The 12,885-nt window shown below is 56.2% G+C and carries 10 protein-coding genes; 5 read left to right on the top strand and 5 right to left on the bottom strand.

Annotated elements, in window-relative coordinates:
• Window positions 1-71: 71 nt before the first annotated feature.
• Window positions 72-494, top strand: coding sequence for a glycoside hydrolase family protein (locus tag PGS10_RS09985; protein ID WP_047047822.1), 423 nt, complete (start codon window positions 72-74; stop codon window positions 492-494).
• Here the strand turns inward: PGS10_RS09985 and PGS10_RS09980 are convergent.
• Both PGS10_RS09980 and PGS10_RS09975 read right to left on the bottom strand, forming a co-directional pair.
• Window positions 491-1,099 carry a helix-turn-helix transcriptional regulator gene (locus PGS10_RS09980; RefSeq protein WP_015703753.1) on the bottom strand — a complete coding sequence of 203 codons (609 nt, stop codon included), beginning with the start codon at window positions 1,097-1,099 and terminating at the stop codon, window positions 491-493. The genes PGS10_RS09985 and PGS10_RS09980 overlap by 4 nt on opposite strands.
• Window positions 1,100-1,458: 359 nt before the next feature.
• Window positions 1,459-2,217, bottom strand: a complete 759-nt coding sequence (locus PGS10_RS09975) for an SDR family NAD(P)-dependent oxidoreductase (RefSeq protein WP_047047818.1) — start codon at window positions 2,215-2,217, stop codon at window positions 1,459-1,461.
• A 118-nt stretch (window positions 2,218-2,335) separates the two neighbouring features.
• Between PGS10_RS09975 and PGS10_RS09970 the strand changes: the two genes are divergently transcribed.
• The 3 genes from PGS10_RS09970 (at window position 2,336) to PGS10_RS09960 (ending at window position 5,968) form a co-directional block, all read left to right on the top strand.
• Window positions 2,336-3,235, top strand: coding sequence for a LysR family transcriptional regulator (locus tag PGS10_RS09970; RefSeq protein ID WP_047047817.1), 900 nt, complete (start codon window positions 2,336-2,338; stop codon window positions 3,233-3,235).
• A gap of 107 nt (window positions 3,236-3,342) precedes the next feature.
• On the top strand, window positions 3,343-4,374 hold the full coding sequence (yhjD, locus tag PGS10_RS09965; RefSeq protein WP_045397187.1) for an inner membrane protein YhjD: 1,032 nt from the start codon (window positions 3,343-3,345) through the stop codon (window positions 4,372-4,374).
• Window positions 4,375-4,645: 271 nt separating this feature from the next.
• Window positions 4,646-5,968, top strand: a complete 1,323-nt coding sequence (locus PGS10_RS09960; RefSeq protein WP_045397190.1) for an MFS transporter — start codon at window positions 4,646-4,648, stop codon at window positions 5,966-5,968.
• A 49-nt stretch (window positions 5,969-6,017) separates the two neighbouring features.
• On the opposite strand, the gene PGS10_RS09955 is transcribed toward PGS10_RS09960, so the two are convergent.
• The gene (locus PGS10_RS09955; RefSeq protein WP_316422823.1) at window positions 6,018-8,069 is read right to left on the bottom strand and encodes an AsmA family protein; all 2,052 of its coding nucleotides are present in this window, start codon (window positions 8,067-8,069) and stop codon (window positions 6,018-6,020) included.
• Between the two features lie 194 nt (window positions 8,070-8,263).
• On the opposite strand from PGS10_RS09955, the gene PGS10_RS09950 reads away from it, so the two are divergent.
• A complete protein-coding gene (locus tag PGS10_RS09950) occupies window positions 8,264-9,193 on the top strand; it encodes a sugar kinase (RefSeq protein ID WP_047048053.1) in 930 nt (309 codons plus the stop codon).
• A gap of 605 nt (window positions 9,194-9,798) precedes the next feature.
• Here the strand turns inward: PGS10_RS09950 and PGS10_RS09945 are convergent.
• Together PGS10_RS09945 and PGS10_RS09940 are read right to left on the bottom strand one after the other, a co-directional pair.
• Window positions 9,799-11,298 carry a M16 family metallopeptidase gene (locus PGS10_RS09945; RefSeq protein ID WP_047047807.1) on the bottom strand — a complete coding sequence of 500 codons (1,500 nt, stop codon included), beginning with the start codon at window positions 11,296-11,298 and terminating at the stop codon, window positions 9,799-9,801.
• A gap of 209 nt (window positions 11,299-11,507) precedes the next feature.
• On the bottom strand, window positions 11,508-12,794 hold the full coding sequence (locus tag PGS10_RS09940) for a dicarboxylate/amino acid:cation symporter (protein ID WP_015369244.1): 1,287 nt from the start codon (window positions 12,792-12,794) through the stop codon (window positions 11,508-11,510).
• Window positions 12,795-12,885 lie beyond the last annotated feature (91 nt).

Here is a 12,885-nt window from a genome sequence, read left to right as displayed (position 1 = left end):
CTGGGCCATCCGGCGAATGGGGGCAACCCCGCTTTTCCTCTACACTGCCGCCAACCACAGAGGAAAAGATCATGACCGTCACCACGTTAAGCCTGCCGGGGCTGCGTTTTATCCAGCAGACGCAAGGGCTGGCGCTACTGCCGTATCAGGACAAATTTGGGCAATGGCGGGTCGGCTACGGCCACGCTATCGGTGAAGATGAGAAAGAGACGCCCATCACCGCCGAACTGGCGATGATGCTATTGACGCTAGACCTGCTGCGGTGCCAACAGATATTACAGCGAAGGTTAGTCGTGGAACTGACTCAGCCGCAGTGCGATGCCCTGCTGGCGCTGGTATTCAGTTTAGATGGCAGCGCCCAACCGGAGTTGGAGGCTATTTTGCGTTCACTTAACAGCCACAACATAACGCAGGCGCTGGCGATATGGCGGAAAATTGACCGCGATAACGCCTTCCGCCTGCAGGAGTGCGAGTGGTTTTCTCAGACCAGTTAATTTTCACCGACGCTATTAAATGCCATCGCCGCCTGGGTCCGATTTTTCACATCCAGCCGCCGATATAACGACTCAAGATGCGCTTTCACGGTCCCGGCGCTGATATTTAACGTACGGCTAATTTCCTTATTAGAGCTGCCTTCCGCCAGCAGTTTTAAAATTTCCTGCTGGCGACGACTTAAATGCACAGCGTGTTTCCCGCGCTCCGCCGAAGTCATTAACCAGGTGCCAGGCAGACACATCATACCCAACATGATGCTATTAATGATCTGGGCAAACATATCGGCGCTATCCTCACGTTGGGCAATGGCGCGCACGTTCCACGCCAGCGCTCGTTGCAGCCAGCTTTTATTATCATCCGAAACCACTAATAATACTTTGGCATGCGGAAAACGCTGCTGCTTTTCCTGGAGCAACCAGCAACAAAATTCACTATTCAGGTCGCCATCAAGGATAAGAAGCGCCTGCGGATGAGCCGTGAGCAGTTGCCACAGCTGTTCTGCCTGACAGGTGCTATGAATATTAATTTCAGGAATACGTTGTTGTAAGCCGACCTTCATTCCATGAATAAATATTGACTGCCTGTCAAACATGATTACTTGCATGGACTGCTCTCCATCGAAAAAATACCCCTTAAAAAGTGGGGGAAGGGTAATATCAGCCGACAAAAATAAGAACTCGCCGTATGACCTAAGCCATTTTACCGATGGAGTAGATGATATAAACATCATGAAGATGAATAGTTACACGCCAGCGCGGAACGATTACCCATTCATAATATTTATTACATTTGATGTAAGGAATTCCTTAATTAAACGGACAGCTAAGCGGAAAATAATATTATTTCCGCCAGTGTAATCCACTCGCGAAAAATCAGCGATATGCATGAGGAAAAAGAGTGTTACGGAATAATAAAACGCACAATATGAAGGCGCCCTACGCTATTATGCGCAGGGCGTTCTCATTACAAAAACATGCCGCCGGAAACCTCAATGCGCTGAGCGTTCATCCAGCCAAGCTCGTCGCTCAGCAACGCGGCGATAGCATCGCCGATATCATCCGGCAGACCGACGCGTCCCAGCGCCGTCTGGGCGGCAATATGCTGGTTAAGCTGGGCATTATCGCGCACCGCGCCGCCGCCAAAGTCGGTTTCAATTGCCCCGGGAGCGATAATATTGACCGATATCCCGCGCGCACCGAGCTCTTTGGCCTGATAACGGGTTAATACCTCCATCGCGCCTTTCATCGCCGCATAAGCGGAATAGCCCGGCAGCGCAAAACGCGCCAGCCCGCTGGAGACGTTCAGAATGCGCCCGCCATCTTTAATCAAAGGCAGCAGCTGCTGGGTAAGGAAGAACGGTCCCTTAAAGTGGATGCTCATCAGCTCGTCAAACTGCGCTTCGCTGGTCTCGCTAAACGGCGCGGTCAACCCGATGCCGGCATTGTTCAATAAATAATCGAAGCTATCGCGCTGCCACTTCTCCTTGAGACATTGCGTCAACTGTTGCGCAAAGCCAGAAAAACTGGCGCTATCGCCGACGTTAAGCGGTAATGCTGCTGCTTTCGCGCCTGTTTGCTCAATTTCGCCCACCACTTCCAGCGCCGCCTGCTGGTTACTGTGGTAGGTCAGAATAATATCGGTTCCCTTGGCCGCCAGCTTCAGCGCCGCGTTTTTTCCCAGGCCGCGGCTGCCGCCGGTCACTAAAGCGATACGTTGTGTCATAAGAAACCTCTTCGTCATTACGTGTGTGTGAATAAAGAGCTTATTAGCAGACGCAGTAACAATAAATGGGCTAAATTACGTTTTACTGTTTCAGTATTAACAACAATAGGCAGTAAGTATGGATAAAATTCACGCAATGCAACTCTTCATCCGCGTCGCGGAGCTGGAGAGCTTCTCTCGCGCCGCCGATACCCTTGGGTTGCCCAAAGGTAGCGTATCGCGACAGATCCAGGCGCTGGAAAGCCATCTCGGCGCCCGCCTGCTCCACCGCACCACCCGCCGGGTGCAGCTGACTCAGGACGGCATGGTCTATTACGAACGCGCCAAAGACCTGTTAAGCAATATCGAAGAGCTGGATGGTATGTTTCAGGGCGATCCGTCGAGCATCAGTGGCCGCCTGCGTGTCGATATGCCGATCAGCGTCGCCAAAAAACTGGTCATCCCGAAACTTCCCGCGTTTTTACAACAGTATCCCGGTATTGAAGTCGAACTGAGCAGTAGTGACCGGCTGGTCGATGTGGTGCGCGAAGGTTTCGACTGCGTGATCCGGGTGGGTACGCTTAAAGACTCGGGACTCATCGCCCGCCCGCTCGGCAAGCTCACGCAAATTAACTGCGCCAGTCCACATTATCTGGCGCGCTTCGGCTACCCGGAAAGTCTCGACGATCTGGCGGATCATGCCCTGATCCACTATGCCAGCAACTTCGGCGCGCGGCAGTCAGGTTTTGAGGTCGTCAGCGACGGCGTCGTGCGCTGGGTCAAAATCGGCGGCGTGTTGACCGTCAATAGCACCGAAACCTACCAGGCCGCCTGTCAGGCCGGGCTCGGCATTATTCAGGTTCCGCGCATTGCGGTACGCGAACCGCTGCGTACCGGCGAGCTGGTTGAGATCCTGCCGCAGTACCGCGCCGAACCGATGCCGGTGTCGATTATCTATCCACATCGGCGCAATCTGTCCCGCCGCGTACATCTCTTTATGGAGTGGCTGGGCGGATTGATGAAAGGTTATGTCGATTAATCGGCGCGGGTCGTCAACCTCCGTCGGGCCGATGGGCGCCTGCAAGATGCGTCGTTTAAGGTATACTTTTGGCTGAATATCGCTGTAAAGAAAGGAAGAAATCACTTATGACGCCGGAAAACGACGATCGCCAGCCGCCACAGGAAACGGACCAGCTGCCGGAGAAAAACAAAAGTACGCTCGCCGCCATCAACGATTCCGCCGTTGGGCAGAAAGCTAACCAGGCGCTGAAAACGGTCACCGGAACAGCGGCGAAAGTCCAACGAAATCCGGTGATAGCCCACCTGCTGCGCGCCGCCGAGCGCTTCAATGACAGGCTTGGCAATCAGTTTGGCGCGGCCATTACCTACTTCTCATTCTTGTCGATGATCCCGATTCTGATGGTCTCGTTCGCCGCCGCCGGTTTCGTGCTGGCCTGGCATCCGACCCTGCTGCAGGACATCTTCGATAAAATTCTGCAGAACGTCAGCGACCCGACGCTGGCGGCAACGCTTAAAAACACCATCAACACCGCCGTGCAGCAGCGTACCGCCGTCGGGCTGGTCGGCCTGTTGGTCGCGCTCTACTCCGGTATTAACTGGATGGGCAACCTGCGTGAAGCGATTCGCGCCCAGTCGCGCGACGTGTGGGAACGTACGCCGCAGGATCAGGAAAAAATCTGGGTAAAATACTTCCGCGACCTGATCTCGCTGATTGGCCTGCTGGTCGCGCTGGTGATCACCCTGTCGATTACCTCCGTTGCCGGATCCGCGCAGCAGATGATCATCTCCGCGCTGTACCTCGATTATATTGAATGGCTGAAACCCGCATGGCGCCTGATTGGCCTGGCGATTTCCATCTTCGCTAACTATCTGCTGTTTTTCTGGATCTTCTGGCGATTGCCGCGCCACCGTCCACGCCGCAAAGCGCTGTTCCGCGGTACGCTAATTGCGGCGATTGGCTTTGAGATTATCAAAATCGTGATGACCTGGACGCTGCCGGCGCTGGTGAAATCCCCATCCGGCGCCGCCTTTGGTTCGGTACTGGGACTGATGGCCTTCTTCTACTTCTTCGCCCGTCTGACCCTCTTCTGCGCCGCGTGGATTGCGACCGCAGAGTATAAAGACGATAAGCGGATGCCGGGGAAAACCCACGATTAAAGTCATTATCGGGCTGAATAAAGACGCAAAATTCAGCCCGACCTATCATTTCAGCAGATAAATCCAGTGCGTAACTTTTATTTAACCTAAAACTGGTTTTATTCTCTAATATTTTAATTATGTGAAGCATTTCATAGAAGATATTTTCTCAGGGCGAAAATTATCCGCTTTTTGCCTGTTTTTTGCGCAATGGCGAGTTTTGTTACAGATTGAAATGTCTCTTTTGCTGTGGCTATATGGCTTTTCGTTCGCTCAAAAATAAGAAAGATCTATGCAAGCCACAGCCACTACTATCGACAACGCGCAAGACGCCACGCCGGTTAACTCGCGTAATAAAGTCGTCGTCGCCTCGCTCATCGGCACCGCCATTGAGTTCTTCGACTTCTATATTTACGCCACCGCCGCGGTTATCGTCTTCCCCCATATCTTTTTCCCACAGGGTGATGCCGCCGCCGCGACGCTCCAGTCGCTGGCGACGTTCGCCATCGCCTTTGTCGCGCGCCCGATTGGCTCAGCGCTATTCGGCCACTTCGGCGACCGTGTAGGCCGGAAGGTCACACTCGTCGCCTCGCTGCTGACCATGGGGATATCCACCGTGGTCATCGGCCTGCTGCCGGGCTATGAAAGCATTGGCATTCTGGCGCCGATGCTGCTGGCGCTGGCGCGCTTTGGTCAGGGTCTCGGCCTGGGCGGCGAATGGGGCGGCGCGGCGCTGCTGGCGACGGAAAACGCTCCGCCGCGCAAACGCGCGCTATATGGCTCCTTCCCGCAACTGGGGGCGCCAATCGGCTTCTTCTTCGCCAACGGCACCTTCCTGCTGCTGTCGTGGCTGTTGAGCGACCAGCAGTTTATGGAATGGGGCTGGCGCGTGCCGTTCATCTTCTCTGCGGTACTGGTCATTATCGGTCTGTATGTTCGCGTGTCGCTGCATGAAACCCCGGTGTTCGCCAAAGTGGCGGCGGCGAAAAAACAGGTCAAAATCCCGCTGGGTACGCTGCTGACTAAGCACGTACGCGTAACCGTGCTCGGCACCTTCATCATGCTGGCGACCTATACCCTGTTCTATATCATGACCGTTTACTCCATGACCTTCAGTACCGCTGCCGCGCCGATTGGTTTAGGTTTGCCGCGTAACGAAGTGCTGTGGATGCTGATGATGGCGGTCATTGGTTTTGGCGTGATGGTGCCGGTGGCGGGCCTGCTGGCGGATGCCTTTGGCCGTCGTAAGAGCATGATCATCATCACCACAATGATTATTCTGTTCGCGCTGTTCGCCTTTAAACCGCTGCTCGGTTCCGGCAACCCGCTGCTGGTCTTCGCCTTCCTGCTGCTGGGCCTCAGCCTGATGGGGCTGACCTTCGGCCCGATGGGCGCGCTGCTACCGGAGCTGTTCCCGACGGAAGTACGTTATACCGGCGCCTCTTTCTCCTATAACGTGTCGTCGATCCTTGGCGCGTCGGTCGCACCGTATATTGCCGCCTGGCTGCAGGGCAATTACGGCCTGCCGGCTGTCGGTATCTACCTGGCGGCGATGGCGGCGCTGACGCTTATCGCCCTGCTGTTGACCCACGAAACCCGCCATCAATCGCTGTAAGCTGCAGGCCCTGACGCTGTTGCCGTCAGGGCCATCACTCATCCCATCCTTACTTTTTCATCTGCGACAAAATCGTCCGGCACTGATTCGCCTCGCCTTCCGCCGGCGAGATCAGCGCCAGTAAAGCGGCCGCCGGCGTGACCAACGTCGCCAACGCTGCCGCCACCGCGCCGCGGGCAATCAGCGGCCCGGCTTTCACCCCGGCATCCGGCGATTTAAATGTGCCGCGCACGTACAGCGGCGAGCGCAGAGTAATCACCCGCAGGCCCTTACTTTCCGGGTCAACGGTCAGATCCAGCTGTTCAGAGGCAAAGCTGGCGGTGCCGGTCACGTTAATCAACGCGTTCTCGGTATCGAAGGCGAAAATTTGCGGTCGCGCCACGCCGTCGACCACATCGATATTAGCCGCCGCACAGTTCACCCGAACCTCCTCATCGCCGAAAATCTGCCCGATGATAAAATTACCGACGTTTAAGCCGAGAATTTCCATCAGGTTGCGGCTAATCAGACCATCATTCATCAGCAGCTTAAGGTTGCCGTTGCTGTTGCCAAGCAGCGCCGCCACCGAGTTACCGCTGCCGCGCAGTTGCACATCGCCGCTCATCTCACCGAGCGTTTTCTGCATCATCTCGACGTTCGGCATCAACGCCTTAAGCTTGAGCCGCCGCGCCTGCAGATTGGCCTCGCCCTGTAGCGGTTTTTTATCGCCCTGCAGATGCACGCTGCCGGCAATCGAACCGTTAGCCAGGCCAAAACGCACCGGCTGCAGGCGCAGGTCGCCGCGTTCAAGAATAATATGGGTCGCCAGGTCGCTGATGGGCAGAGTACCGCCGTGTTCGATTCGCCGCCCCTTGAAGCGCACATCGGCGTCCATCACCTGCCATTTATCCGTCTCAAAGCGATCGGCCGGCAGGACTTTCCCCGCCGGCTGTAGGGCATCGCCCGCTTTACGTGATGAGGATTTCTTCGCCCCGCCGCCGGAATCAACGCCAATCAGCGGGCCGAGGTCCGCCAGCCGCAACTGTTTAGACTCCAGATCGCCGGTGAGCTTCGGTCGCGGTTTGCCGGTAGTATAGGTCAACGAACCGTGGATATCGCTGTCGCCAATCCGGCCGTTAAAATCGCGATAGGCAAAACACATGCCGTTTTTGTGCTTAAAGTCGGCGCGCAGGCGGCCATCGGTGGAAAAGGACGGCGTTTCCGGCAGCAGGACGCCGGTCAGATCGTAGAGGTCGCGCAGCGAGTCGCCGGCGAATTTCAGCCGCAGATCGAGCCCGCCGACGTTAAGCGGATCGCTGACTGTGCCGCTAAACGCAATCCGGGTATTACCAGAGTGAAAATCCCCTTGTAGCGGGAACGGCGTACTATCGCTACGCAGCGCCAGCATGCCGCCAATTTTTCCGCTGCCGCTCAGCGGCTGGCCTTTGTAGCGCCCCTTCACCGACAGGCCAAAGATATAGTCGCCGGCTTTTTTCGCCTGCGCTTTGTTGCCCGCACCGGTAACTTCGCTAAACGGCAGCGCTTTGCCAAGCGGATCGACCACGATCGCGATATCGCTGCGGGTTACCTTATCGTCAATACCGATGTTGCCGCGATCGAAGAGAATATTATCAAGGCGGAAAGACCAGGCCGATGGCGGGTTGGCTTTTTCGGGTGCCGGGTCAGAAGCTAATTTAAAGGTCCAGTTATTGCTGTTTTCCGTCAGCCTTATCAGCCGGACGTCAGGCTGTTCGAGCTTAATCCACGGCAAATAGACCGTTTTGCTCAGCAGCGCCAGCGGGGCCAGCGTCGCTTCCACGCGCGGCAGATGCACCATCGTCACTTGCGGAATGTCGGGTGGGTTACCCAACACGATATCTTCGGCATGCACGTGCGGCCACGGGATCCAGCTGCGCCAGCCGCGCTCCTCGGGCTGTCGCTCCCACACCACGCCCAGGTCGCCGCGAATGGCGAATGGCCGATTGAGTTCGGCGGAGACTTTCTGATTGATCGTCGGCTTGAGCCGGTTCCAGTCAAAGGTCGCCAACACGATGAAAAAAAGAACGATTAACAGCACAATCGTTCCCGAGATAATAGCAATCGTTTTACGGGTTCTGGTCATCCCCTCTCCGCTCCTTTTGCGTCTCGTCACTCCTCACTATAGTTGAAGAGCGGAGATTCATCCGCCAAATGCGCTTTTCGTCACATTTTGCGCGTCAGGTCAAAAAATAATGGAACGATGTTTTAATATGATTGACCATGCCGGGTGCCCAGCGCAAACTACCGCTAATTTCGATTCAATTTCAGGTCAGCACTATGTCTAAGAAAATTGCCGTGATTGGCGAATGCATGATTGAACTGTCAGAGAAAAACGCGGCGGTGAATCGCGGTTTCGGTGGCGACACCTTAAACACATCGGTCTACATCGCGCGCCAGACCAGCGCGGATGCCCTTAGCGTGCACTACGTGACCGCGCTGGGCACCGACACCTTCAGCCAGCAGATGCTGGAATCCTGGCAGGGCGAGCAGGTAAAAACCGATCTGATTCAGCGCATGGCTGACCGCCTGCCTGGCCTCTACTACATTGAAACGGACGAGACCGGCGAGCGCACCTTCTACTACTGGCGCAACGAAGCGGCGGCCAAATTCTGGCTCGAAAGCGAGCGCGCGGACGCCATCTGTGAAGAGCTGGCGACCTTTGATTACCTTTATCTGAGCGGTATCAGCCTCGCCATCCTCAGCCCGTCCAGCCGGGAAAAGCTGCTCACGCTGCTGCGCGAATGCCGCGCTAACGGCGGGAAAGTGATTTTCGATAACAACTACCGTCCGCGCCTGTGGGCCAGCCAGCAAGAGACTCGCCAGGTGTACCAGCAAATGCTGGAATGTACCGATATCGCTTTTCTGACGCTGGATGATGAGGATGCGCTGTGGGGAGCGGTACCGGTTGCCGAGGTTATCGCCCGTACCCACGCCGCTGGCGTCGAAGAGGTGGTGGTGAAGCGCGGCGCCGACTCCTGTCTGGTGGCGATTGCCGGCCTGCCGCTGCTGGAGGTGCCCGCGGTGAAGCTGGCGAAAGAGAAAGTGGTGGATACCACCGCGGCGGGCGATTCGTTCAGCGCCGGCTATCTGGCGGTGCGCCTGACCGGCGGCGACGCGGAATCCGCGGCGAAACGCGGACACCTCACCGCCAGCACGGTTATCCAGTATCGCGGGGCGATTATCCCGCGCGAAGCGATGCCGGACTAAGCTCCGATTCCCCCTGCTTGCGCTGCGCTTAGCAGGGCTACCAAATCGAACAGTGCTGTAGCCCCGGTAAGCGGTAGCGCCACCGGGGATTTTGAGGCCGCACGAACCGTACCACAGGCGGTGGACGCAGAGCAGATTTTGCGCCGGGTGGCGGCTAACGCCTTACCCGGCCTACGGCCATTGCCATTGCCATTGCCATTGCCATTGCCATTGCCATTGCCATTGCCATTGCAACTGAAGCTTTTAACTCTTCCTTTGTACCCATGACTACTGAAACTGCCGGTGTTGGTGGCCTCAAAATCGCTGAGACGTTCCAGGAAGGCCGGGGCAGCCCGCATGGATGCGGGCTGAGGGCCGTGTTTTGCACGGACGCTGCCTCGGCCCGACCCGAAGCCTGCCGGGATAAGTCGAAGGTACCACGAAGTGGCGATTTTGGCGGCCAGAGCCCGGGGGTACAGGGGGCGGCGGCGACTGGCCGCCCCCTGTGCGCTCCCTGCGCCATGAGAGCCATAACGCAGAAGAAATATCGGGAGCGCAATGTGCTCGGAATTAACACAAAGCACATATTTTTCCCGACCAAAACCGTTGCAAACTGATAACAGTATCTACTGCGCTGGAGGAATATCCGTCGCCTCATTATGCGCATCAGCCGCATCCGGCGTGGCGCTCACCGCAGCAGCAGGCGCTGGCGCCATCAGTTTTTCCCACGTCGCTTTCAGATCCTTCATGTTGTACTCCGGCTCGCCTTTCGGCTGCTGCAGCACCAGCGCCATATCCTGCGATAACTGCTGGCGCAGATACTGGTTCAACATGTCGACCGTCAGTGAATTGAGGAACTCCTGGCGCAGTTTCTGATACTGCTCCGGCGCGATATCCACCACCTGATTTTGCAGCGAACGCATGCGTTGGCTAATCAGAATATCGGTATCCGTGCGCGCATAGGTAGCGAACAGTTTTTGCAGTTCGAGGTTTTTCTGCGCAATCAGCGCATCAAACTCTTCCTGCGGCAGGCCGTTGTCGCGCACCTTCGCCAGCTCGCGCGATACCGCGCTCAGGTTGGCGTTCAGGCGTTCGCCCGGCGAGTCGATATTGATTGCGCACTGGGCGCGCTGGTACAGCACGCGGCAATCAAAACCAAGGCCGATATCTTTTACATTGCTTTTGCTCAGGTTCTGCTGCACGTGCCAGAACAGCGCTTCCCGAGCCAGGTCATCGCGCCAGTAGCGCTGCAGCGCGGCGGAATCGCGGATCGGCTGCCATGGGGAATCCCACATGATCGACAGCTTATCCTGACGCACGGCCTCGGTCATGATGCTGACCGGCGTAGCCGGCAGAGGTGAAAGCGTTGGCACCGCCGCCGGCGTCTCGCGTTTACCTTTCAGTTCGCCGAAGATTTTGTTGATTTGCTCCGCGACGCTGCGGCTATCGACGTTGCCGACGACAATCAGCGTCATCGCGTCCGGGGTGTACCATTTCTGATAAAATTCTTTCAGCTGTTTAATATCAACCGGTTGCTTCAGCGGTGCTGCCGGATCGTGACCGAGCATCGTCGAGCCCTTCAGGCGATAGCGCCACCAGCCTTCCTGAGTATCCAGCGGCCAGGTCGCCACCATATCGCTGCCCTGCAGCGCATGATTGACCGCTTGCTGGGTGATGCTCAACTTACCGTTAGCGTCCGCCAGCCAGTTCAACGCCTCTTTAAGCAGGTCGTTGCGGTTGTTCGGCAGGCTCAGATTAAACAAGGTGAAATCGTACGAAACGATCGCCGGCGGCAGAGGACGCTTCGGGTCAATACTCTGCTGCCACAGCGAACGCGCCTGCATCGTCGGGAGGCTGCCGCTTTGGGTCAGCGCCAGGCGCGGAATGAAATGACTGAAGCCGCTCTGCTGAGTGCTTTCGCTCAGCGAGCCAATATTCACAGCCAGGCGGACTTCGACGCGATCGCTAGGACGCTGCGGCGTGGCCAGTACCTGCCACGAAAAACCGTTCGCCAAAGTCCCCTGTTGCCAGGCCGGGTCCGGCTGGAGCGCTTCTGCCTGCACAGAACCGGCCGTCGCTATCATCAGCAAACCACCGGTTAAGAGTCGAATTTTTGTGCCCTGCATGTGAACCCCTGATGAACATTCCTGGTTACATAGGCAACCCATCGTCGGATTGCCGAAAAAGGTGGTGAATCAAATACGTCGGTTAGACCACGCGAAGGCGAAAATGTCGCATGAAGACGTAAAATAATCATGAGGTATCATTCCCCCAGAAGGGGAATGATACCTAATTTTGCGCAGGAGCCCATAGTTCATGGGCATAACATGAGGAATTACGAGGATAATTCTTGTGATTTGTCCGCGGGAACGCGGTTATTCAACACATCATCGAGCTGTTTGGCATCGAGTTCTTTCACCCATTTCGCGACGACCACGGTCGCCACGCCGTTACCCACCAGGTTGGTCAACGCGCGCGCTTCCGACATAAAGCGGTCGATACCGAGAATCAGCGCCAGACCCGCCACCGGCAGATGCCCCACCGCGGAGATGGTTGCCGCCAGTACGATAAATCCGCTACCGGTAACGCCCGCCGCCCCTTTCGAAGAGAGCAGCAGCACCACCAGCAAGGTGATCTGATGGAAGATATCCATATGGCTATTGGTGGCCTGGGCGATGAACACCGCCGCCATCGTCAGGTAGATGGAGGTGCCGTCGAGGTTAAAGGAGTAGCCGGTCGGTATTACCAGCCCCACCACCGATTTGCGGCAACCCAACTTCTCCATCTTATCCAGCATTCGCGGCAGCGCGGACTCCGAAGAGGAGGTACCGAGCACAATCAGCAGCTCTTCGCGGATATAGCGAATGAACTTGAAGATGCTAAAGCCGGTGGCCCGCGCGATAGAGCCCAGTACCAGCACCACGAACAGAATACAGGTGATGTAGAAGCAGATGATCAGTTGGCCCAGCTGTACCAGAGTACCGACGCCGTATTTACCGATGGTAAATGCCATGGCCCCGAAAGCACCGATCGGCGCCAGGCGCATAATCATGTTAATGATGCCGAAAATGACCTGCGAGAAGCTTTCAATGACGTTGAAAATCAGCTGGCCTTTGCTACCTAAACGATGCAGCGCAAAGCCAAACAGGACGGCAAACATCAGCACCTGCAAAATATTACCGCTGGCGAAAGCGCCAATTACGCTGCCCGGGATAATATCGAGTAAGAAGGCGACAACACCCTGATCTTTAGCCTGCTCGGCGTAGACCGCCACCGCGTGCGCGTCAAGCGTCGCCGGATCGACGTTCATGCCCGCGCCGGGTTGCACCACGTTGACAATGATAAGACCGATAATCAACGCAATGGTACTCACCACTTCAAAGTAGAGTAACGCCACCGCACCGGTACGACCGACGGCCTTCATGCTTTCCATTCCGGCAATCCCTGTCACAACGGTACAGAAGATAACCGGAGCAATGACCATTTTAATCAGTTTTACGAAGGCGTCGCCGAACGGTTTCATCTGCGCGCCAAGTTCCGGGTAGAAATGGCCCAGCAAAATACCGATGGCTATGGCCGATAAAACCTGGACATAGAGGCTTTTGAAGAGAGAGAGTTTCATAGGGTGTCCTTTGGGAATAACCACAGACAATGAAAGGTTATCTGTGTCTGTGGCTTAAAAATAACACCCTGGAAACATTTCAGAAATAAGT

The sequence above is a fragment of the Klebsiella sp. 141153 genome (genome assembly GCF_032601995.1).
GTDB lineage: Bacteria > Pseudomonadota > Gammaproteobacteria > Enterobacterales > Enterobacteriaceae > Klebsiella > Klebsiella aerogenes.
The sequence above is the reverse complement of the archived record's forward strand: the minus strand, read 5'-3'. Positions and strand labels throughout refer to the sequence as shown.

Excerpts from the sequence above, each read along its gene's own strand:
- PGS10_RS09985 (WP_047047822.1), top strand. The coding sequence starts at position 72 with ATGACCGTCACCACGTTAAGCCTGCCGGGGCTGCGTTTTATCCAGCAG.
- PGS10_RS09950 (WP_047048053.1), top strand. The coding sequence starts at position 8,264 with ATGTCTAAGAAAATTGCCGTGATTGGCGAATGCATGATTGAACTGTCA.
- PGS10_RS09945 (WP_047047807.1), bottom strand. The coding sequence starts at position 11,298 with ATGCAGGGCACAAAAATTCGACTCTTAACCGGTGGTTTGCTGATGATA.
- PGS10_RS09980 (WP_015703753.1), bottom strand. The coding sequence starts at position 1,099 with ATGCAAGTAATCATGTTTGACAGGCAGTCAATATTTATTCATGGAATG.
- PGS10_RS09970 (WP_047047817.1), top strand. The coding sequence starts at position 2,336 with ATGGATAAAATTCACGCAATGCAACTCTTCATCCGCGTCGCGGAGCTG.
- yhjD (WP_045397187.1), top strand. The coding sequence starts at position 3,343 with ATGACGCCGGAAAACGACGATCGCCAGCCGCCACAGGAAACGGACCAG.
- PGS10_RS09940 (WP_015369244.1), bottom strand. The coding sequence starts at position 12,794 with ATGAAACTCTCTCTCTTCAAAAGCCTCTATGTCCAGGTTTTATCGGCC.
- PGS10_RS09955 (WP_316422823.1), bottom strand. The coding sequence starts at position 8,069 with ATGACCAGAACCCGTAAAACGATTGCTATTATCTCGGGAACGATTGTG.
- PGS10_RS09975 (WP_047047818.1), bottom strand. The coding sequence starts at position 2,217 with ATGACACAACGTATCGCTTTAGTGACCGGCGGCAGCCGCGGCCTGGGA.
- PGS10_RS09960 (WP_045397190.1), top strand. The coding sequence starts at position 4,646 with ATGCAAGCCACAGCCACTACTATCGACAACGCGCAAGACGCCACGCCG.